The 18,858-nt window shown below is 64.6% G+C and carries 19 protein-coding genes; 9 read left to right on the forward strand and 10 right to left on the reverse strand.

The annotated features are described in order from the left end of the window. The first annotated feature begins 98 nt into the window (after positions 1–98). The 3 genes from lipA to pssA all read left to right on the forward strand — a co-directional run bounded on the left by lipA (position 99) and on the right by pssA (position 5,278). The gene (gene lipA / locus AC07R0_RS11720) at positions 99–1,088 is read left to right on the forward strand and encodes a lipoyl synthase (protein WP_495096159.1); all 990 of its coding nucleotides are present in this window, start codon (positions 99–101) and stop codon (positions 1,086–1,088) included. Continuing rightward, positions 1,089–4,502: a DEAD/DEAH box helicase gene (locus tag AC07R0_RS11725; protein ID WP_495104944.1), complete on the forward strand. Its 3,414-nt coding sequence runs from the start codon at positions 1,089–1,091 to the stop codon at positions 4,500–4,502. 149 nt (positions 4,503–4,651) lie between these two features. After that, a complete protein-coding gene (gene pssA, locus AC07R0_RS11730) occupies positions 4,652–5,278 on the forward strand; it encodes a CDP-diacylglycerol--serine O-phosphatidyltransferase (RefSeq protein ID WP_495075782.1) in 627 nt (208 codons plus the stop codon). A 73-nt stretch (positions 5,279–5,351) separates the two neighbouring features. On the opposite strand, the gene AC07R0_RS11735 is transcribed toward pssA, so the two are convergent. The 7 genes from AC07R0_RS11735 to AC07R0_RS11765 form a co-directional block, all read right to left on the reverse strand. Next, complete coding sequence (locus AC07R0_RS11735; protein ID WP_495104945.1) at positions 5,352–5,909, reverse strand: hypothetical protein; 558 nt, start codon at positions 5,907–5,909, stop codon at positions 5,352–5,354. A 34-nt stretch (positions 5,910–5,943) separates the two neighbouring features. Then, a complete protein-coding gene (locus AC07R0_RS11740) occupies positions 5,944–7,011 on the reverse strand; it encodes an extracellular catalytic domain type 2 short-chain-length polyhydroxyalkanoate depolymerase (protein ID WP_495096161.1) in 1,068 nt (355 codons plus the stop codon). Between the two features lie 201 nt (positions 7,012–7,212). Continuing rightward, complete coding sequence (ptsP, locus tag AC07R0_RS11745) at positions 7,213–9,030, reverse strand: phosphoenolpyruvate--protein phosphotransferase (RefSeq protein ID WP_495096162.1); 1,818 nt, start codon at positions 9,028–9,030, stop codon at positions 7,213–7,215. Positions 9,031–9,073: 43 nt separating this feature from the next. Beyond that, the gene (locus tag AC07R0_RS11750; RefSeq protein WP_495075778.1) at positions 9,074–9,343 is read right to left on the reverse strand and encodes an HPr family phosphocarrier protein; all 270 of its coding nucleotides are present in this window, start codon (positions 9,341–9,343) and stop codon (positions 9,074–9,076) included. After that, entirely contained in the window at positions 9,312–9,755 is a 444-nt protein-coding gene (locus tag AC07R0_RS11755; RefSeq protein ID WP_490592060.1) for a PTS sugar transporter subunit IIA, read from the reverse strand. Before AC07R0_RS11755 ends, AC07R0_RS11750 begins: the two co-directional genes overlap by 32 nt. Positions 9,756–9,786: 31 nt before the next feature. Further along, positions 9,787–10,305 carry a hypothetical protein gene (locus tag AC07R0_RS11760; protein WP_495104946.1) on the reverse strand — a complete coding sequence of 173 codons (519 nt, stop codon included), beginning with the start codon at positions 10,303–10,305 and terminating at the stop codon, positions 9,787–9,789. Further along, positions 10,306–11,007, reverse strand: coding sequence for a DUF4197 domain-containing protein (locus tag AC07R0_RS11765; RefSeq protein WP_495104947.1), 702 nt, complete (start codon positions 11,005–11,007; stop codon positions 10,306–10,308). 14 nt (positions 11,008–11,021) lie between these two features. On the opposite strand from AC07R0_RS11765, the gene AC07R0_RS11770 reads away from it, so the two are divergent. The 6 genes from AC07R0_RS11770 (at position 11,022) to AC07R0_RS11795 (ending at position 16,215) form a co-directional block, all read left to right on the forward strand. Further along, positions 11,022–11,525, forward strand: a complete 504-nt coding sequence (locus AC07R0_RS11770; protein ID WP_495096165.1) for a TlpA family protein disulfide reductase — start codon at positions 11,022–11,024, stop codon at positions 11,523–11,525. 123 nt (positions 11,526–11,648) lie between these two features. Further along, positions 11,649–12,137 carry a GNAT family N-acetyltransferase gene (locus tag AC07R0_RS11775; protein WP_495104948.1) on the forward strand — a complete coding sequence of 163 codons (489 nt, stop codon included), beginning with the start codon at positions 11,649–11,651 and terminating at the stop codon, positions 12,135–12,137. Positions 12,138–12,231: 94 nt separating this feature from the next. Continuing rightward, positions 12,232–12,831, forward strand: coding sequence for a methylamine utilization protein (locus AC07R0_RS11780; RefSeq protein WP_495104949.1), 600 nt, complete (start codon positions 12,232–12,234; stop codon positions 12,829–12,831). Then, a complete protein-coding gene (locus AC07R0_RS11785) occupies positions 12,828–15,200 on the forward strand; it encodes a putative bifunctional diguanylate cyclase/phosphodiesterase (RefSeq protein ID WP_495104950.1) in 2,373 nt (790 codons plus the stop codon). The genes AC07R0_RS11780 and AC07R0_RS11785 overlap by 4 nt, the downstream gene beginning before the upstream one ends. Before the next feature lie 83 nt (positions 15,201–15,283). Beyond that, the gene (locus AC07R0_RS11790; RefSeq protein ID WP_495075771.1) at positions 15,284–15,505 is read left to right on the forward strand and encodes a hypothetical protein; all 222 of its coding nucleotides are present in this window, start codon (positions 15,284–15,286) and stop codon (positions 15,503–15,505) included. An 83-nt stretch (positions 15,506–15,588) separates the two neighbouring features. Beyond that, complete coding sequence (locus AC07R0_RS11795) at positions 15,589–16,215, forward strand: LysE family translocator (protein ID WP_495104951.1); 627 nt, start codon at positions 15,589–15,591, stop codon at positions 16,213–16,215. A gap of 75 nt (positions 16,216–16,290) precedes the next feature. On the opposite strand, the gene AC07R0_RS11800 is transcribed toward AC07R0_RS11795, so the two are convergent. Genes AC07R0_RS11800 through AC07R0_RS11810 form a run of 3 tightly spaced genes read right to left on the reverse strand, consistent with a single transcriptional unit; the run spans position 16,291 to position 18,854 of the window. Beyond that, positions 16,291–17,733, reverse strand: a complete 1,443-nt coding sequence (locus AC07R0_RS11800; protein WP_495104952.1) for a diguanylate cyclase domain-containing protein — start codon at positions 17,731–17,733, stop codon at positions 16,291–16,293. A gap of 42 nt (positions 17,734–17,775) precedes the next feature. After that, positions 17,776–18,432, reverse strand: coding sequence for a DUF599 domain-containing protein (locus AC07R0_RS11805; RefSeq protein WP_495104953.1), 657 nt, complete (start codon positions 18,430–18,432; stop codon positions 17,776–17,778). Continuing rightward, positions 18,429–18,854: a DUF6691 family protein gene (locus AC07R0_RS11810; protein ID WP_495104954.1), complete on the reverse strand. Its 426-nt coding sequence runs from the start codon at positions 18,852–18,854 to the stop codon at positions 18,429–18,431. The genes AC07R0_RS11805 and AC07R0_RS11810 overlap by 4 nt, the downstream gene beginning before the upstream one ends. Between the last annotated feature and the right edge of the window lie 4 nt (positions 18,855–18,858).

Consider the following 18,858-nt stretch of genomic DNA (forward strand, 5'->3'; position numbering starts at 1 on the left):
TATACGCCCCAAGTCATGGCAATACCAAGACAGGAAGCTCTAATCCGCAGCCCGGGCGATAATCCACCCCCTGGCAAACCATTCGAAGCACCACGCCCATGAGCACCAATGAAGTCGTCCGCGACGCGCAATCCGTAGAGTCCTACAACCCGCTGGCCAAGCAGAAAGCGGGCGCCAAGCTGTCGCGCATCCCGGTCAAGGTCGTGCAAGGCGAAGTGTTGAAGAAGCCCGAATGGATACGCGTGAAGGCCGGTTCGCCCAGTACCCGGTTTTACGAAATAAAACAAATTTTGCGCGAAAGCAATCTGCACACGGTGTGCGAAGAAGCCAGCTGCCCCAACATCGGCGAGTGCTTCGGCAAGGGCACGGCCACCTTCATGATCATGGGCGACAAGTGCACGCGCCGCTGCCCATTCTGCGACGTGGGCCATGGCCGCCCCGACCCGCTGGACGTGGACGAGCCGCTGAACCTGGCCAAGACCATCGCCAAGCTGAAGCTCAAATACGTGGTGATCACCAGCGTGGACCGCGACGACCTGCGCGACGGCGGCGCCCAGCACTTTGTGGACTGCATCAAGAACATCCGCGAACTGTCTCCAGAAACCCAGATCGAGGTGCTGGTGCCCGACTTCCGTGGCCGTGACGACCGCGCTTTGGAGATCCTGAAACTGGCCCCGCCGGACGTGATGAACCACAACCTGGAAACCGCGCCGCGCCTGTACAAGGAAGCCCGCCCCGGCTCCGACTACCAGTTCAGCCTGAACCTGCTGAAGAAGTTCAAGGCCTTGCACCCCAATGTGCCGACCAAGAGCGGCATCATGGTCGGCCTGGGCGAGACCGACGAAGAAATCCTGCAGGTGATGCAGGACATGCGCGACCACAACATCGACATGCTGACCATCGGCCAGTACCTGTCGCCCAGCAACAGCCACCTGCCGGTGAAGCGCTACGTGCACCCCGACACCTTCAAGATGTTCGAGGAAAAGGCCTACGCCATGGGCTTCAGCCATGCCGCCGTGGGCGCCATGGTGCGCTCCAGCTACCACGCCGACCAACAAGCCGAACACGCATTGGCCGCCCAGCAATAAATGGCAACTGTCGGGGGCCTGTGGTTCAACCCTAGAAACCTGGGCAACTTCGTCTCCAGCGCGGTGCTGGAGCGGGGCCTGACCCTGTACCGGGGCCAGAAGGTGCTGGACATGGAAGTCCGCGCCATCGACAACGGACGCTGGCAGCTCAGCGGCGCGGTACAGGGCAGTGAACGCAGCCCGTACACGCAAAACATCCGCCTGCACATCAATGTGCACGGCATGCTGACGCACTGGGATGCCGACTGCAGCTGCCCGGTGGGCGTGGACTGCAAGCACGCGGTCGCGCTATCGCTGAAGGCCGCCTACCGCACCCAGACCAGCAACACCCAGCCACCGGCCAAACCGCCGACCGAGGCGGAGCTGGCCGCAGCCCGCCAGGCCGCCGCCGAGCGCAGCCGCGCCGCAGCGCAGGCCAAGGTGGGCCACTGGCTGGCCCAGTTCGATGCGCTGGAGCGTGGTCCCTCGGCCGCCCATACCGAGCTGTGGGAGAGTTTTGTCTATGTGCTGAGCCCCAGCCCCGGCGCGCATCTGGCGGGCATGCTGGAGCTGCAGCTGCACAAGTCCCGGCCCAAGAAAAACGGCGACTGGAGCAAGCCCAAGAGCGTCTCCACCCTGCCCACGCCCGGCCACCCCATGTGGGACGACGCCAGTCCGCAAGACCAGGAACTGCTGCTACTGCTGAAGGGCCAGAGCGTGGCCTCGCCCAGCCCGTCCTACGGCATCAGCGCCGTGGTGGCAGGTGCGGCCGGCCTGCTGGCGCTGCAGCTGGCCTCCGCCACCGGGCGGCTGTTTGCGCTGGCCGACGGCGGCTTTCTGGGCAAAACCCTGCAGTGGAGCCCGCCGCGCGACATGGCCTGGGAATGGCAGGCCAGCAAGGACAGCAAGGCCGATGAGCCGTTCTGGAACCTGCGCGCCAGGCTGGACGGCGGCCAGGACACTGCACAGATCTACGCCAATCACCCGCCGCTGTACCTGGACCTGGCCCAGGGTGCCTGTGGCCTGGCACAGACCCAGGGCATACCCGCCGCCCAACTGCCCCTGCTGCTGAACGCGCCACCCGTGCCACAGTCCGCCCTGCAGCCGCTGCAGGCACCGCTGTTACGCCGCCTGGCCGCCGTGGCCATGCCGCCCACCTTGACACCCCTGCCCACGGCGCAAGGCGTGAAGCCCGTCGGCCATCTGCACATATCACCTGTCAGCCCCAAGAATGAGGCTACCGAGGGCCTGCTGCGGGCGCAGCTGAGCTTCGACTATGCGGGCCTACGCGGCAGTTGGGACCACTACGAACACACGGTACTGGTGCAAAACGGCAGCACCCGCACCTTGCTCTTCCGTGACCTGGACACCGAAGCTGACCTGCGGGGTCAGCTGGATCGCCTGGGCCTGCTGGGCTCGCCCACGGAGGGCTACCGCATTCCGGGCCGCATGTCACAACAACCCTGGCTGGACTGGGCCGATACCGACTTTGCCGTGTTCCGCACAGCCGGCTTCCAGGTCAGCCAGGATGACGCCCTGCAGCACTGGCTGCAGCGCGCCGATGTGCTGCAGGTGGAAATGCAACCCCAGGGCGCAGCCGACCCTGAGGCATCGCCCTGGTTCGACCTGTCGCTGGGCATGGAAATCAACGGCCAGCGGCACAACATCCTGCCCTGGCTGCCCAGCCTGCTGGCGCAGCTGGCCAATGCCCCGGTGGATGCGCACAGCGGCGAACGCGTGCTGCCGCCCCATGTCTTTTTGCGCCAGCCCGAGGGCGATGCCTTCATCCGCGTGCCCACCGAACCGCTGCGGCCCTGGCTCTCGGCCCTGCTGGAACTGGCGGGCAGCCGCCAGCACGACCTGGGCGGCGACAGCCTGCGCCTGAGCCGCATGGAAGCCCTGCGCGCCGGTGCAGCACTCGGCCAGGGCGCGGTATGGAGCGGAGCCCAGGCCCTGCAAGAGCTGGTAGCCCAGCTCGCCGGTCAGCAGGCCCTGCCCGAAGTGGCCCTACCCGCCAGCGTGCAGGCCAGCCTGCGGCCCTACCAGCAGCAGGGCCTGAACTGGCTGCAGTTTCTGCGCCGCGCCGGGCTGAACGGCATCCTGGCCGACGACATGGGCCTGGGCAAGACGCTGCAGACACTGGCCCACATCCAGGTCGAAAAAGACGCCGGCCGGCTGAGCAACCCGGCGCTGATCATTGCCCCGGTGAGCCTGATGGGCAACTGGCAGCGCGAGGCCCAGCGCTTCTGCCCCGGCCTGCGCACCCTGGTGCTGCACGGTGCCGACCGCCACGAGGTGGCCGACACCACGCATGCGCACGATGTGGTGATCGCCCCGTATTCCCTGCTGCAGCGCGACCGCGACGGCTGGCTGCAAGCCCCCTGGCACACAGTGGTGCTGGACGAGGCGCAGAACATCAAAAACGCCAGCACCCAGGCCGCGCAGGTGGTGGGCGAGCTCAACACCCAGCACCGCCTGGCGCTGAGCGGCACGCCCATGGAAAACCACCTGGGCGAGATCTGGAGCCTGTTCCACTTTCTGATGCCCGGATTTCTGGGCAGCCAGGCGCAGTTCAACACCCTGTTTCGCGCGCCCATCGAGAAGGCCGGCGACAGCGAGCGCCTGGCCCAGCTGCGCCGGCGCATCACGCCCTTCATGCTGCGCCGGACCAAGGCCCTGGTGGCGCACGAGCTGCCGCCCAAGGTGGAAACCGTGCTGCGCGTGGAGCTGGCCGGCACCCAGGCCGACCTGTACGAAACCATACGCCTGAGCACCGAGAAAGCCGTGCGCGAAGCCCTCAGCGGCAAGGGCCTGGCCAAGTCGCACATTACCATCCTCGACGCCCTGCTCAAGCTGCGCCAGGTCTGCTGCGACCCGCGGCTGCTGCCGCTGGAAGCGGCGCAAAACATGCAGCAGTCGGCCAAGCTGGAGCAGCTGATGGAAGTCCTGCCCGAGATGCTGGCCGAGGGCCGCCGGGTACTGCTGTTCTCGCAGTTCACCAGCATGCTGGCGCGCATCGAGGTCGAGCTGAAAAAACGCGGCATCGCCTGGACCAAGCTCACTGGCCAGTCGCAAAAGCGCGACGAGATCATCGAGCAGTTCACCAGCGGCGCCGTGCCGCTGTTCCTGATCAGCCTGAAGGCCGGCGGCGTGGGCCTGAACCTGCCGCAGGCCGACACCGTGATCCATTACGACCCCTGGTGGAACCCGGCGGTGGAAACCCAGGCCACCGACCGCGCCCACCGCATCGGCCAGACCCAGAGCGTCTGGGTGGTGAAGCTGGTGGCCCAGGGCACGATTGAGGAGCGTATCCTGGCCCTGCAGGACCGCAAGGCCGCACTGGCCGAGAGCATGTACAGCGGCGCCCAGGCCCGCAAAGAGCCGCTGTTCTCGGAGGATGATCTGCAGGAGCTGCTGAAACCGCTATCGAAATAAGAGCTGCCACCGCAGGTATTACCTGCGCCAGCGGCCTATTTCCTATAAATCCCCGACGACCAGACTGCGGCGCAGGTGGCCTAGCGCAGCCACAGCCGCTATCCTTGGCGGGTTGACCACCTACTTGCACGCAAAGGAATTGATATCCCATGACACCCGGTACACCGCCCAAGCCGTTTTCGATGATCCGCGAATTCCACTTGGCCGATTGGTTCACGCTGGCAAACGCCGTGTGCGGGGTGGGCGCGCTGTTCTCCATCATGACCTACCTGGAGATACGCGACGTGCGGCATGTGTACTTTGCCTGCTGGCTGGTGCTGGCGGCCTTTGTGTTCGACGTGCTGGACGGCAAGATCGCCCGCTGGCGGCAAAAGACCTCCATCATGGGCCGCGAGCTGGATTCGCTGGCCGACGTGATCTCCTTCGGCGTGGCCCCCGCCATCATTGCCTACGGCTGCGGCATGCAAGGCCTGTACGACCGCATCGTGCTGGCCTTCTTCGTGGCCTGCGGAGTGTCGCGGCTGGCCCGCTTCAACGTCACGGCGGAAATGCTGTCTGACGGCGGCGACAAGGTGAAGTACTTCGAGGGCACGCCCATCCCCACCTCCATCGTGCCGGTATTTGTGATGGCACTGGCCGCCTGGTCGGGTGCGCTGCGCGAGAACCTGTGGTTCGGCAGCATGGAGCTGGGCGGCTTCCACTTCCACCCGCTGGTGCTGATGTTTGCCGTGTCGGGCTCGCTGATGATCAGCCGCATCCGCATCCCCAAACCGTAGTCGCTACAAAATTAGGAGCTGCCTGCACAGGTAATACCTGCGCCAGAGCCCGATTTCCCTTAAATTCCGCAGGCTAGCGCCAGAGCTTCTGCGATACCCAGTAGCCGTAGTCCACCTCGATGTTTTCCTGCAGGCCCACCAGGTTGGTGGCCTGCTGGCTGAGCAGTTGGCCGAACTGGGCGGCCAGGTTGTACTGCTGCTCGACCAGCTTGGACATGGTATTGGCGCGCTTGCCCTCCTGGTACTCCTTGGCCAGGCCGGTGCAGCCAACCACCCAGGCCTGTTGCTGCTGTTGCAGGCGGCGCAGCACGGCCGCCTGCATCTGACCCATCTCCTGCCAGATGTCGGTGCTCCAGGCCTGGGGCAGCAGCGCCGCGGTACTGGCCGCATTGCCACTGATGCGGGCAAACCACTGGCCCATCAGTATCTGGAAGGTCTGCATATGCTGCACCGGCCCCGGGGTGGCGGCTCGGGTCGCATGGGCGGTCTGGGCCATGGCGATGGGCACGACCTCGGTGATGGCAGTGACCGGCATAAGCGCGGCTGCAGAAGGTGTGGCAGGTGCTGGCACCAGGGCGACAGCGTTGGTGGTGTTGCTGGCGGCAGTGGAAGAATCGGCTTTCTTGGGCATGGTGGGCTCCTGGTGTGTGGGTATAGACCGTGACTTAGCCGCCCAGGCGGCTGAGCATGCTGTGGATGGCCTTGATCTGGATGGCCTCGCGCGAGTAGTAGTCGGGCTTTTGTGCGTCGGGGCTGGAATAGCCCCACCAGTCCCAACAGCCCTCGGGGTTCTGCGTTTCACCGTCGTCACGGCCCTCGGCCTGGGGGTAGAGCACGATGATGTTGTTGCTATCGGCCATATGGTTGTAGCCAGTGGTGGTGAAGTAGCGGTTGCCGTAGGGCGGCTGGTTGCTGATGTCGGCCCGGCCGTAAACATAGTCCACGTAGTTGTAGCCCTGCTTGCAGCCATGCAGGGCAATATGCACGCGGGCCGGCGCACCCTCTTCCACCGCCTTGGGCACGTAGGCATAGCCAAAGTCGCTCATGCTGGCGCGCTTCTGCTTGCCAAAAAATTCGGTCTGGTCAAAGCGCAACATACGCCCGGTCAGCTGTTCGGCCGGCGGGTTCAGCGGGCCGTAGATATGCTGCAGGATGTGGTGCGACTGCATGAAGCCGCCGTTGTTGATGTAGGGCGGCTGGTTGGTATGCAGCACCGAGTCTTCGGGGTTGTCGGTCAGGATGGAGTGGCCGGCGTCCAGGCTGTTGTCGTAGAAGATCTGCGCGGGCTTCACGCCCAACAACTCGTAGAAGCGGCGGGTGCGCTCCACCACGTCGGAATACACCACGGTGTCGGCCTTGCCTGTGAACAGGTAGACCTTGTCGTCGGCCAGGTTGTCTATGGCGTCGATCTGGTTGGCCGAAGCGGTTTCGCGCGCCAGCTGGGCCAGCAGCGCCGGGTTCGGCCCGGCATTGGGCAGCAGCGGGTTCATGCAGATGTAGAGCGCGTTCTGCGCAAAAGCGTCTTCGTCCAGCGTGGCCGGCGCGTGGTAGGACTCGACACAGCGAAACGGCCCGCCCGCAATAATGCCCGCGCCGCAAAAGCTGGCCGAATGCGCCAGGTGCAGCTGCACCGTCATGAAAGCCCCGGACGACAGGCCAGAAACCGAGCTCTGCCCTTTCTGCACCGCATAGTCCCCGAGCTGGACTATCTGTGAATTTAAGCTGACGACCATATCTGCTTTCCTCCCGCCGTTACGGACCGAAGTGGGCAAATTTCAGGCCGCAGCCGGGACGGTCACACCACCCGGTCAGGGCACAGGCCGCCCCTGTGCCGGGGTACGGCGCCGCGATGTTGCAATGCAGCAATTTGCGCCATCGCACTCTAGCATGGCGAAAGATTTTTGTGGGGACAAAACCCGGCGCGGGCCAGGATTTCAGTAAGTGCTCAGCGGACCCATGCCGGAATCCCACTCCACGCCTTCGCTGCGGGCGCTCAGCGGTAGGTTGATGGCCTCCGACGGGTCTTCGGACTGCAGCACGCCCAGCGCCCAGGGTGCCAAGCGCGAAGTATCGGCGCGCAACACCTCCTGCTTCACGGCCAGGATCTGCGCCGGGTGCATGGAGAAGCTGCGCAGACCCAGGCCCAGCAGCAACCGGGTCATGGACACATCACCGGCCATTTCGCCGCAGACACTGACGCCCTTGCCCTGCGCATGGCAGGCCTGGATGGTGTCGGCCAGCAGGCGCAGCACAGCCGGGTGCAGGGGGTCGTACAGGTGGGCCACCGACTCGTCGGCACGGTCGATCGCCAGGGTGTACTGGATCAGGTCGTTGGTGCCGACCGACAAAAAGTCAAAGTACTTCAGGAATAGCGGCAGCGACAGGGCTGCAGCCGGAATCTCGATCATGGCGCCCAGCTTGAGCGGGCCGTAGGCAATGCCCCGGTTGTCCAGCTCGGCCCGGGCGAAATCCAACAGCGACAGGGTCTGGCGGATCTCGCTGCCGTGCGCCAGCATGGGGATCAGCAGATTCACCTGGCCGTGCACGGCGGCCCGCAGAATAGCGCGCAACTGGGTCAGGAACATGGCCGGATCGGCCAGGCTCCAGCGGATGGCACGCAGGCCCAGCGCGGGGTTGAGGTGGGTGTCTTCCTTCTGGCCCTTGTCCAACGGCTTGTCGGAGCCGATATCCACCGTGCGGATGGTGACCGGCATGCCCTGCATGCCCTCCACCGCGCGGCGGTAGGCTTGGTACTGTTCTTCCTCGTCGGGCAGGCGGCCCTGGCGCCCCATGAACAGGAATTCGCTACGGAACAGGCCCACGCCCAGGGCGCCGGCCTCCACCGCGCCAACAGCGTCTTCGGGCATCTCGATATTGGCCAGCAGCTCGACCTTCTGGCCGTCCAGGGTGATGGCCGGGGTATGGCGCAGGCGCACCAGGCGCTCGCGCTCCAGCGTGCCCTGGCGCTGCTTGAAGCCGTATTCGGCCAGGATGATGGTGGACGGGTCGATGATGACCACGCCGGCGTCGCCGTCGATGATCACCCAATCGTCCTGGCGCACCAACTGGCTGGCGGTTCGCGCGCCCACCACGGCGGGGATGTCCATGCTGCGCGCCACGATGGCGGTGTGCGAGGTCTTACCGCCCACATCGGTCACAAAGCCGGCGAACACGCTTTGCTTGAACTGCAGCATGTCGGCCGGCGAAAGGTCGTGCGCGATCAACACCAGCGGCACGGCCAGGTTTTCGTCGGGGAACAAACCTTCACCGGACTTGCGCCGCGCCGGCACGGGTGGTGCAACGGGCGACACCACGCCCTTCATATAGCGCAGGATACGCTCGACCACCTGCTCCAGGTCGGCTTTGCGCTCACGCAGGTATTCGTCCTCCATCTCGTCGAACTGGCGCGAGATGATCTCCAGCTGGGTGGTCAGCGCCCATTCGGCGTTGTACAGGCGGTCGGTAATCCAGTGCTTGATGCCGATGGTCAGGGTTTCGTCTTCCAGCAGCATCAGGTGCACGTCCAACAGCGCGGCCAGCTCGTGCGGCGCGTCCTTGGGCATGTCGTGCTGCAGGCGCTGCAGCTCGTCCACCACCGCATTGCGGCCAACGCGCACGCGGTTGATCTCGGCCTCGACCTGGTCGGGCGTGATGAAGTAATGCGCCACCTCGACCCGGCTGGAGCCCACCAGCACGGCACGCCCGATGGCAATGCCGCGGGCAACAGGAAGACCGTGGATGGAAAAAGTCATGGATGAATTATCAGCAGTAAAAGTGACGCGGCCATGCCGTCAATTACTGTCCTTCACCAAACTTGTCGTCAATCAACGCCAACAGCGCGTCCATGGCTTCTTGCTCTTGCGGGCCGTCGGTGTCGATGACCACGGTGGAGCCTATGCCTGCGGCCAGCATCATCACGCCCATGATGCTCTTGGCGTTCACGCGGCGTTCGCCCCGGGCGATCCAGACCTCGCAGGGAAAACTGCCCGCTAGCTTGGTGAGCTTGGCGGACGCGCGGGCATGCAGGCCCAATTTATTGCTGATGGTCGTAGTGGCTTTGATCATGCTTCTTGCGGGCTTGGTTCTGGGGTGCGGTGATGGCGACTTGCATGATGCCCTGCGAACCGCCAATCAGCGCACGGGACACCAGGGCCTCCAGCGATTCATGGCGGTAACTGACAGTGCGCAGCAGCATGGGCAGATTGACGCCAGTGATGAGCTTGGACTTGACGCCATCCACCAGCTTCTGCGCCACATTGCAGGGCGTGGCACCGAACACGTCGGTCAGCACCAAAAAATGGGAAGAGCGCATCTGCTCCATGGCGATGCGCGCCATGGAGAAGGTCTCTTCGGGAGATGTATGGGGCTGTACGTCCAGCGCTACCACGCCTTCCGCGCAGTCGGGGAACACGTGCAACGCGCATTCGCGCAAGGCATGGGCCAACGGAGCGTGGGCGATGATGAGGATGCTGTTCATAGCGCTTTATTATGGTCTGAGCCGGTTTGGCTCATTCAAGTTTCAATCCGGCGAAAAAAGTATCAGCAACCGCAGTATCCGGCTGGTCGGCCAGTACTAGCGCGTGGAACAGGTCCACGCCGGCTGGGCTGCGGCGGGCAAACCACACAGCCTGGGCGCTAAAGATACGGCCGTCCACCCGCTGGCCTTGGGCCTGCAAGCGCAAGCCGGCGGGCTGGGGCGCACTGCCAGGCAGGGCAAACGGCTGCTCCTGCACCGCGCTGGCGTGCCAATTCGCCAGCGCGGCGCTCTTCCAGCCGGCCAGGGCCTCATCGGCCCGCGACGGGTCGGCCAGGCGTACATGGGAGACGGCAAAGGTGGCGCCACCGGCCTCGCAGCCTTGCATGTCCAGCGACACGCTGGCGCCGGCCATGGGCACCTCGCGGCTGCCTTTGTCGGGTTTGCAGGGCAGCAACATCTGCAAGGCATGCTGGTCAGATCGCACGCTGCGCCAGTTCAGCGTGGGGCTGCAGGCCGCCAGGGCCAGCACAAACAGGGGCAAACAGCGCATTCAGGAAGCGCCAAACACCTTTTTCAACAGCGCACTGCCGGTACCCACCGGGTCCTGACGGATGTTCTTTTCCTGCTCGCCAATCATCACGTACAGACCGTCCAGGGTTTTGCGGGTGATGTACTGCTGGATGGAGGCATCCTCCTGCTTCAGCAGACCCAGGCCCACGGCCTTGCCAGCCAGCTGGTTGTATTTCTCGGCGGCGCCCACGCGCTCTGTGGCCTGGGTGACCACCGGCAGAAACTTGCCAAACAGCGGCTCACGGGTTTTCTCGGCGAAAAATGTGGTCATGGCGGTGTCGCCGCCGCTCAGGATGTTCTTGGCATCGGTAAAGCTCATACTCTTCACTGCGCTAACCAACTGGTCCTTGGCCAGGGGCACGGCGGCCTCGGCGGCGCGGTTCATGGCGGTGACGAGCTCGTCCACGCGCTGGCCCTGGCCCAGCTTTTTCAGCCATTTGGCGGCGTCATCCAAAAAACCAGGTAGGGGAATGCGAACTTTTTCATTGCCCAGGAATCCATCGGTGCGGCCCAGCAAGCCAACGGCCGTTACAGCGGACTTCTCCAGTGCGGCCTTCAGTCCCTGGGAAGCCTCTTTGTCACTTAGGTCGGACAGCGACAGGGCATGCACCTGCTGCGCCGTGCCCCAAAGCAGCATGGCCAGCGCAGAAAGTGAAGCGGAATTAAAATCGCGGCGTTCCATAGGGTCCCCTTGAAATGAAAAAAGCCATCTACATAGCCGGTATCGCAGCCATTCTGGCCGCAGGTTCAGGGGCCTATTATCTGACTGCAGGCAGCAGCAATGCGGCACCCATGGCCACCTATGTGCTGCTGGACGGCAGCCAGAAGACCACCGCCGACCTCAAGGGCCGGGTCACCCTGGTGAACTTCTGGGCCACCAGCTGCGTCACCTGCGTGGGTGAAATGCCCAAGATCATCGCCACCTACAACAAATACCATACCCAGGGCTTTGATACGTTGGCGGTGGCCATGTCCTACGACCCGCCCAGCTACGTGGTGAATTACGCGGAAACCCGCAAGCTGCCCTTCCAGGTGGCCATAGACAACACCGGTGCGGCCGCCAGCGCCTGGGGCCAGATACAGCTCACACCCACCACCTTTCTGGTCAACAAGCGCGGTGAAATCGTCAAACGCTTCGTGGGTGAGCCTGATTTTGACGACCTGCACCGCCTGATCGAAAAACTGCTGGCAGAAGCCTGAGGCGGCTCCAGCGCAGACAGCAACTGCGGCGGAAGCTGCAAAAACAATAGCACACCGCATTCTTGACCGGAAGCCCACTGCACAGGACTAAACTGGCGGCGTTGCTTTTCTCTAACGCCCGCCTTGACCACTCCATTGATTGAGATCGTGACGCCCACGTCCGAGGGTGCACTGGACGCCACCCGCAGCATCTTCCAGGAATATGCGGCCCAGTTGGGTATCGATCTGTGCTTCCAGTCTTTTGACGAAGAACTGTCCCAGCTACCCTGGGACTATGCCGCGCCGCGCGGCAGCTTGCTGCTGGCCCTGGTGGACGGCGAAATCGCCGGCTGCTGTGCCCTGCGCCCACTGGACAATGTGGACTATGCCAATGCCTGCGAAATGAAGCGCCTGTTTGTGCGCAAGGCCTTCCGAGGCTTCGGCCTGGGACGCCAGCTGGTCGAGGCCACCCTGGACAGCGCACGCTCGATTGGCTACAGCTATGTGCTGCTGGACACACTGGACGACATGGAGGCCGCCCGCACCTTGTACGAAGACCTGGGCTTTCAGGGCATTCCCCCGTACTACCACAACCCCATTCCCGGCGCGCACTATCTGATGGCAAGTATTTGAAGCTGAAGCCGCGCCAGCCCGCCAAGCACCGCGCGTATTACGTATTAATATCCCACAGCGTTCTGCCCAGCGCACCTCCACCAAGATCACCAACATGCGCTTACCTTTGCTGTTCGGCTCCCTGCTTTGTGCCGCTGCGCCCGCGCTGGCGGCCAAGCTGCAGGTACAAGTGCAGGATGACACCGGGCGGCCGCTGAGCGAAGCCGTGGTGTTCCTGGAGTCGCGCGAGGCGCAGGCTGCCGTCAAACCGCTGCAGGGCGCCGAAGTGGCGCAGATCAACAAGCAATTCGACCCGCAGGTCCGCGTGGTCACCGTGGGCACCGCCGTCAGCTTCCCCAACCAGGACACGGTACGCCACCAGGTGTACTCGTTCTCGCCCACCAAGACCTTTGAGCTCAAGCTGTATGCGGGCACCACCGCCAACCCGGTGGTCTTCGACAAGCCCGGCATCGCCGTGCTGGGCTGCAATATCCACGACAAGATGGTGGCCTGGATCGTGGTGGTGGAGACGCCCTACTTCGGCCGCAGCGGTGCGGATGGCAAGTTCCAGCTCGACAACATTCCGCCTGGCAACTACCGCCTGCGCATCTGGCATGCCAACCTGCCCGTGGGCGCGCCCGCGCTGGACCAGCCCCTGGCGCTCGCTGCCGCCGGTGGCAACCTGAGCGTGCGTGTGCCAGGACTGGTTCCATGAAGCGACGCTGGACCTGGTGGCCAGACATAGGCGGTTGGCGCCTGTCCACCCGCATCGTGATGATGTCGCTGGTATTGCTGCTGGTGGTGCAAGCTGCCGGTCTGCTGGTAGTGCGCGCCAGCATCGAGCGCAATGCCCGCAGCCAGATTGCCAACGAACTCCAGCTGGGCGAACGCGTATGGCGTCGCCTGCTGGACCAGAACGCGGAAAAACTGCGCCAGGGCGCGGGCCTGCTGGCCGGAGACTTCGGCTTTCGCGCCGCCGTCAACTCCGATGACGTAGAAACCATTCGCTCGGCCCTGGACAACCAGGGCGCCCGCATCGGCGCCACGGTATCCGCCCTGCTGGACAACCAACTGGCCCTGCGCGCCACCAACTACACGCCCGACACCCCGGCCCTGAGCGATGTGCTGGCCCAGATCGCCACGCCACTGTCACGCAGCGAATCGGGGGGCACCGTGGCGCTGGTAGGCAACACGGCCTACCAGTTCGTGATGGTGCCGCTGCGTGCCCCGCTGGTGATTGGCTGGGTACTGATGGGCTTCCCCATCGACCAGTCGCTGGCCAACGACATGCTGGCGCTGTCCGGCCTGCATCTGGCCATGCTGACGCAAGCCCACGGCCAAGCCGTCCAGGTCGGCATTTCCACCCTGTCGCCTACGGTGCTGCAAACCCTGCAGACCACGGGGGTCAGCGCAAGCGAGCTGCAGGACGACGGCGACACCCTGGTCATCCGGCACGTCAATCTGCATGCAGTGACGGGCAATGTGCAGGTGCTGCTGCTGCGCTCGCTGAGCGAGGTGGTCGCCCCGTTCCAGAAGGTGCAGCTGGTGCTGCTGGTCATTAGCCTGCTGGGTGTGGTCCTGTTCGGCCTGGGCAGCACCTGGGCTGCGCGCCGCGTGACCACGCCATTGCGTTCCCTGGTCGAAGGTGCGGACCGCCTGGGCCGCGGTAACTACGAACAGCGCATGCTCTACACCGAGCGGCGCGATGAGATCGGCGACCTGGCGAACGCGTTTGACCGCATGCGCAAGAGCATCTCCATCAACCGCAACGAGATCCAGCAGCTGGCCTACTGGGACCGGCTGACGCGCCTGCCCAACCGGGTGCGCTTCCGCACCGAAATCCAGGACATCATTGCCCAGCGCAGCCCCAGCGGCAGCAACACGCAGTCCCTGGCCGTCATCACGCTGAACCTGGACCGCTTCAAACACGTCAACGACATCCTGGGCTACGCCGTGGGCGATCGCCTGCTGGTGGCCGTAGCCGAGCGCCTGCTGCTACGCATGGGCGAGCAGGTGCTGGTGGCCCGCCTGGGCGGCGACGAATTTGCCGTGCTGCTGCCCCAGGCCAATGCCGCCAGTGCCATGGTGGTGGCGCAGGCAATTGGCACCTCGTTCGAAGCTCCGCTGACCTACGACGAGCACACGGTGGACCTCAGCGCCAGCCTGGGCGTGGCCTGCTGGCCCCAGCACGCCACCGACGTAGACACCCTGCTGGGCCGGGCCGAAGTCGCCATGTACGCGGCCAAGCGCAAGACCACCGTGACCCAGCTGTACGACCCGGCGCTGGACTCCAGCAGCAAGCAAACCCTGTCGCTGCTGTCCGAGCTGCGCCACGCGGTGGAACACAACGAGCTGCGGCTGTTCCTGCAGCCCAAGATTTGCCTGGCCACCGGCCGGGTAGTGGCCGCCGAAGCCCTGGTGCGCTGGCAGCATCCGCAACGCGGCCTGGTGCCGCCGGACAGCTTCATTCCTTTTTGCGAGCAGACCGGCTTTGTGCGCCAGCTGACGCTGTGGATGTTCAATGAAGCCGCCCGCCAATGGGCCCAGCTGCAGCTGCCCAACCAGCCGCTGCGCATCGCCGTCAACCTGTCAACCCGCGACCTGCTGGACCTGGACTTTCCGGCCCGGCTGGAGGCCTTGCTGTCCAAACACGGCGTGGCGCCCGAAGGCTTCTGCCTGGAGATCACCGAAAGCGCCATCATGGACGACCCGCTGCGCGCCGAAAGCACGCTCAAACGACTGTCCGACCGGGGCTTCAAGCTGTCCATCGACGACTTCGGCACCGGCTACTCGTCCCTGGCCTACCTGAAGCGCCTGCCGGTGGACGAGTTGAAGATCGACAAGTCCTTTGTGATGGCCATGGAGCGCGAGGTAGATGACGCCAAGATCGTGCGCTCCACCATCGACCTGGCCCACAACATGGGCCTGACCGTGGTCGCCGAGGGCGTGGAAAACGCCGCCATCTGGGACCTGCTACGCGAGCAGGGCTGCGACGAGGCCCAGGGCTACCACATGAGCCGCCCCGTGCCGGTGGCCGATTTCATGCTCTGGCGCGAACGCTGGATGCAACGCGCCGAAGCCTGAGCCAGCACCCACGCCGCATGGCGCAAAATGGCATCTAGCGCGGGCTCTCAAGCCCGCTTTGCCACCCTCCAGAAAGTCCCTCCATGAACGCAGTCAAACTGTTTGCCATTGTCCTCATCGCCGCCGGCACCCTGGCCCTGGTGTACGGCAGCTTCAGCTACACCAAGGACACTACCGCCGTCAAAATCGGCCCGCTGGAGCTGTCGGTGAAAGAGAAGGAAACCATCAATGTCCCGGTCTGGGCCGGCGTGGGTGCCATCGTGGTGGGTGGCCTGTTGCTCGCCTTTGGTGGCAAAAAGGGCTGACCCAGCCACTATTAAAAACATAGCTGCCGACGCAGATATTGCCTGCGCCGGCAGCCTATTTCTCTTGCAGTTGTGAGGCCCACATGCTGACACTGGATACCTGTATCGCTTTCTTCACCCTGTCGCTGCTGCTGGGCTTCACCCCCGGGCCGGACAATATTTTTGTACTGATGCAGTCTGCCACCCAGGGGCGCAAGGCGGGCTTTGTGGTCACGCTGGGCCTGTGCGCCGGCCTGGTGGTGCACACCCTGGCGGTAGCCTTTGGTCTGGCAGCCGTGTTCGCCGCGTCGGCCACGGCCTTCACCGTGCTCAAGGTGGTGGGCGCGGCCTATCTGGTGTACCTGGCCTGGCAGGCATTCCGCGCGCCGGTGGGCGCGCTGGCATCCAGCGTGGACCAGCAGCCCAGCATGCGCCGCATGTTTTTGCGCGGCTGGATCATGAATCTGACCAACCCCAAGATCGTGTTCTTCTTTCTGGCCCTGCTGCCGCAATTTGTGCACGCCGAACGCGGCGCAGTAGCGCTGCAGCTGTGCGCTTTGGGCGGCATCTTCATCCTGACCACGCTGATCGCGTTTGGCACCATCACCTACTTCGCCGCCACGGTCAGCAGCCGGCTGCACGGCTCCGAATCAGCCCAGCGCTGGCTGAACCGGATGGCGGGCACGGTGTTCTTGGGCATGGCGGCGCGGCTGGCGCTGGCGCAGCGCTGAAAATCAGATTGCTATTGAAATAATAGCTCTCAGCGCAGGTATTTCCTGCACTGGAGACCCAAAAGGCACGGACTTCTAAATCGCCAACACGGCTGCGTCGCGCACCGCCAACGGCGCCATGCTGGCCTTGCCCTTGCCATTGCGTTTGCTCTCATACAAAGCCTGGTCGGCGCGGTCCATGAGATTGGGCAGGCTCTCCACCGTGCCGCCCAGGAACATCGCAACACCGATGCTGGCGCCCATGGACACGTGCTCGCCGTTGTCCAGCCCCACCGGGGTCAGCATGGTTTGCAACACCTTGTGGGCCACCTCCATCGCAGCCTCGGGTGAGGCCACGGCATTCAGCACCAAGGCAAACTCGTCACCACCAATCCGGGCCGCGGTGTCATTTGCGCGGGCCAGGCCCTGCAAACGCTGCCCTACGCGCACCAGCACCTGGTCGCCACTGCGGTGTCCCAGGCTGTCATTGACGGGCTTGAAGCCATCCAGGTCGATCAACAGCAAGGCCCCTGGACGGTGGTCGCGGTGCGCCGTCAGCACCGCCTGCGACAGGCGGTCTTCAAACAAGCGGCGGTTTGGCAGGCCAGTCAGGCGGTCGTGGCTAGCCAGTGCCAGCACCTGCTGGTGCGCACGCATCAGGCGCGCACTCAATAAGCCCAGCAGCACAGCAAAAGCGTACGACAGCCAAACCACCAACGTTGGGGCGCTGCCCGCAGCACGCCAGCCGCCGGTGGGCACAGCCCCCAATAGCCAGCTACCGCCACCGGGCAAGGGTACCTCCAGCGTAGCCGGGTTTTCATTGAACAGCTCGGCGCGCCCCAAAAACACCGCGCCACCGGCACCGGTGGCATCTTGGCCACGTGCCGCCACCTGGAAGCCCATTTGCTCGGTCGTCAAGCCCACGTCGGCGAACAAGGTGTCGGCATTCACGGTCAGCGACACAATGCCCCAGTAGGCAGGCTCGGGGTTGTGCTTGCCGTCCTGTACCGGCGCCAGGAACACCGGTGTGCGGCTGGTAATGCCCAGCCCGCCCTGCACCAGCTGTATCGGCCCAGCCACCACGGTGCGGCGGGTCTGGATGGCGCGCTCCACCGCGCCGCGCTGCTGCGGGTTGTCCATGTAGTGCAAGCCCAGGGCCTTCTCATTGCCCAGGCGCGGATAGATGTCGGCAATGACGTTGTCTGGCGCCAGTGCCAGGTTGCGGATATTGCGCTGGTGCTCCAGCAGACGCCCTACCACCGTGGCAAAAATATCCGGCGGCATGCGCCCCTGTGCGGCCACAAAAGCAGCCACCGTTTCCGGTACGGACAGGGTGCTCTGCAGCTGCCGGTCCATGCGGTCGCGTATCTGCAGCAAGTGGCTTTGCGCCTGCACGGCAATCTCGGCCTGCGCCTTGTGGTGCGAGATATTGATCACCAGCCAGGCCAACGCGGCAGCCAGGGCCCCGCTGACAACACCCACGGCCAAGGGCAAATGGCGGTTGCGAATCCAGTTCGGAGGAAGGCGGTTGGAAGGCATCTGGCGTGGCGTGGTCAAAACCCCAGTTTATGCGGCACAGATCTAGCCACCCGCCAATGCACTCCGTAGTCCGAACCTGTCAAAACCTACCAGCGCCGCCACCACCAACACGGCCGCCGCGGGGCCGGCCGCGGGGTGCAGGATGGACGCCAGAATGGGTACCACCAGGATCAGCTGCTTCAGTCCCCAGCTGTACAAAATGCCGGCCCGACGCACGTAGACGCTACCCACTGTGTGCCAGCGCTCGCGGGTAGCAGAGCCGACGGGCATGGCGCAAATAAAGCTGGCATGGTGGTAGTAGCGCACCGCCGTGACCGACGCCACCAGCGACGCCAGCAGCACGGCCAGCAAAAGCAACTCCAGCGCCAGCCGGGCAGTAAAAATGGGCCAGTCGGCTGCGGCGTCGATGCTCGCGTGCAGGGCCGGCACGGCCAGCGTAGCGGTGCCCATCAGCCCCAGCGCGGCGGTAGAGGCCACCATGGTGGCCGACATCAGCGAATTGCGCAGCGTCTGCACCGCCAGCAGCTCTGAGCCGCTGAGCGCGGACACCGCCGCAAACCACTCCTCGCGCAGCGCGGCATGGGCGCTGCGGGCCAGGCGCTCGGGATGACGCCGTTGGGCCTGCGCCAATGCCACCTCATAGCCCACCAGAATCAGCACGGTGGTGAGCGCGGCCAGCCAGCTTGCGTTATCGGTCATGGCTGCTTGGCTGAACGCCGTTCCAGCCACTCAAACAAGCCCATACCCACCAGCATGGTCGCCACGAACGCCATGGCCTTGGCCAGGCCCATACCCACGCCGACCAAGGCCGGACCCGGGCAGAAGCCCGCTACCCCCCAGCCCACGCCAAACAGCAAGCTGCCCAGCACCAGGCGGCGATCGATGTGGCGGGCGCTGGGCAGGCGCATGGGGGCACCCAGCAGCGACACGCCGCGCCGCTTGGCCACCGCAAAAGCCACAGCCCCCACGGCGATGGCACCACCCATCACGAACGCCAGCGACGGGTCCCACAGGCCGGCCAAGTCCAGAAAACCCAGCACCTTGGCCGGATTGGCCATGCCGGAGACGATCAGGCCCAGGCCAAACACCAGGCCCGACAGCAATGCAGAGATAAACACCATGGCC

Source organism: Rhodoferax sp. GW821-FHT07F03, from assembly GCF_059418745.1.

Excerpts from the sequence above, each read along its gene's own strand:
- AC07R0_RS11765 (WP_495104947.1), bottom strand. The coding sequence starts at position 11,007 with ATGGAACGCCGCGATTTTAATTCCGCTTCACTTTCTGCGCTGGCCATG.
- ptsP (WP_495096162.1), bottom strand. The coding sequence starts at position 9,030 with ATGACTTTTTCCATCCACGGTCTTCCTGTTGCCCGCGGCATTGCCATC.
- AC07R0_RS11770 (WP_495096165.1), top strand. The coding sequence starts at position 11,022 with ATGAAAAAAGCCATCTACATAGCCGGTATCGCAGCCATTCTGGCCGCA.
- AC07R0_RS11800 (WP_495104952.1), bottom strand. The coding sequence starts at position 17,733 with ATGCCTTCCAACCGCCTTCCTCCGAACTGGATTCGCAACCGCCATTTG.
- AC07R0_RS11790 (WP_495075771.1), top strand. The coding sequence starts at position 15,284 with ATGAACGCAGTCAAACTGTTTGCCATTGTCCTCATCGCCGCCGGCACC.
- pssA (WP_495075782.1), top strand. The coding sequence starts at position 4,652 with ATGACACCCGGTACACCGCCCAAGCCGTTTTCGATGATCCGCGAATTC.
- AC07R0_RS11780 (WP_495104949.1), top strand. The coding sequence starts at position 12,232 with ATGCGCTTACCTTTGCTGTTCGGCTCCCTGCTTTGTGCCGCTGCGCCC.
- AC07R0_RS11735 (WP_495104945.1), bottom strand. The coding sequence starts at position 5,909 with ATGCCCAAGAAAGCCGATTCTTCCACTGCCGCCAGCAACACCACCAAC.
- AC07R0_RS11785 (WP_495104950.1), top strand. The coding sequence starts at position 12,828 with ATGAAGCGACGCTGGACCTGGTGGCCAGACATAGGCGGTTGGCGCCTG.
- lipA (WP_495096159.1), top strand. The coding sequence starts at position 99 with ATGAGCACCAATGAAGTCGTCCGCGACGCGCAATCCGTAGAGTCCTAC.
- AC07R0_RS11755 (WP_490592060.1), bottom strand. The coding sequence starts at position 9,755 with ATGAACAGCATCCTCATCATCGCCCACGCTCCGTTGGCCCATGCCTTG.
- AC07R0_RS11750 (WP_495075778.1), bottom strand. The coding sequence starts at position 9,343 with ATGATCAAAGCCACTACGACCATCAGCAATAAATTGGGCCTGCATGCC.
- AC07R0_RS11810 (WP_495104954.1), bottom strand. The coding sequence starts at position 18,854 with ATGGTGTTTATCTCTGCATTGCTGTCGGGCCTGGTGTTTGGCCTGGGC.
- AC07R0_RS11760 (WP_495104946.1), bottom strand. The coding sequence starts at position 10,305 with ATGCGCTGTTTGCCCCTGTTTGTGCTGGCCCTGGCGGCCTGCAGCCCC.
- AC07R0_RS11740 (WP_495096161.1), bottom strand. The coding sequence starts at position 7,011 with ATGGTCGTCAGCTTAAATTCACAGATAGTCCAGCTCGGGGACTATGCG.
- AC07R0_RS11725 (WP_495104944.1), top strand. The coding sequence starts at position 1,089 with ATGGCAACTGTCGGGGGCCTGTGGTTCAACCCTAGAAACCTGGGCAAC.
- AC07R0_RS11805 (WP_495104953.1), bottom strand. The coding sequence starts at position 18,432 with ATGACCGATAACGCAAGCTGGCTGGCCGCGCTCACCACCGTGCTGATT.
- AC07R0_RS11795 (WP_495104951.1), top strand. The coding sequence starts at position 15,589 with ATGCTGACACTGGATACCTGTATCGCTTTCTTCACCCTGTCGCTGCTG.